Here is a 504-nt window from a genome sequence, read left to right as displayed (position 1 = left end):
CCTTGGTTTTGATAAGAGCGATTTGCTAGCGACGGCTGCTCAATTGCAGCCGGTGTTAGGCCGAATGGAGCTATTCCAAGCTGAAAATCGCGCTAAAGTTGTGGTCGATTACGCTCACACGCCTGATGCGCTTGAAAAAGCATTACAAGCACTGCGCGTGCATTGTGACGGACAGCTTTGGGCTATTTTCGGTTGTGGTGGCGATCGCGATGCGGGTAAGCGTCCGATGATGGCAGAAATCGCTGAGCGTTTGGGTGACAAAGTCGTCTTGACCGATGATAACCCGCGCAGTGAAGACCCTGTATTCATCGTCAAAGATATGCTTGCTGGCCTATCCAAACCAGCAGAAGCGATTGTCCAGCATGATCGCTTTAAAGCGCTTTCTTACGCGTTAGAAAACGCTGCGCCTCAAGACATTATCTTGCTGGCAGGTAAGGGCCACGAAGACTACCAAATTCGTAATGGCGAAACGATTCATTATTCCGACCGCGAATCCGCAATGCA

At 50.4% G+C, this 504-nt stretch carries 1 protein-coding gene; it reads left to right on the top strand.

All coding sequences use genetic code 11. The features are described from left to right. The coding region (locus tag R7E78_RS30985; protein ID WP_318059252.1) for a Mur ligase family protein at positions 1-504 on the top strand (504 nt) is incomplete at both ends.

Source organism: Vibrio sp. YT-19(2023) (assembly GCF_033337395.1).
Note: the sequence above shows the minus strand (reverse complement) of the source record. Positions and strands in the feature narration are given on the sequence as shown.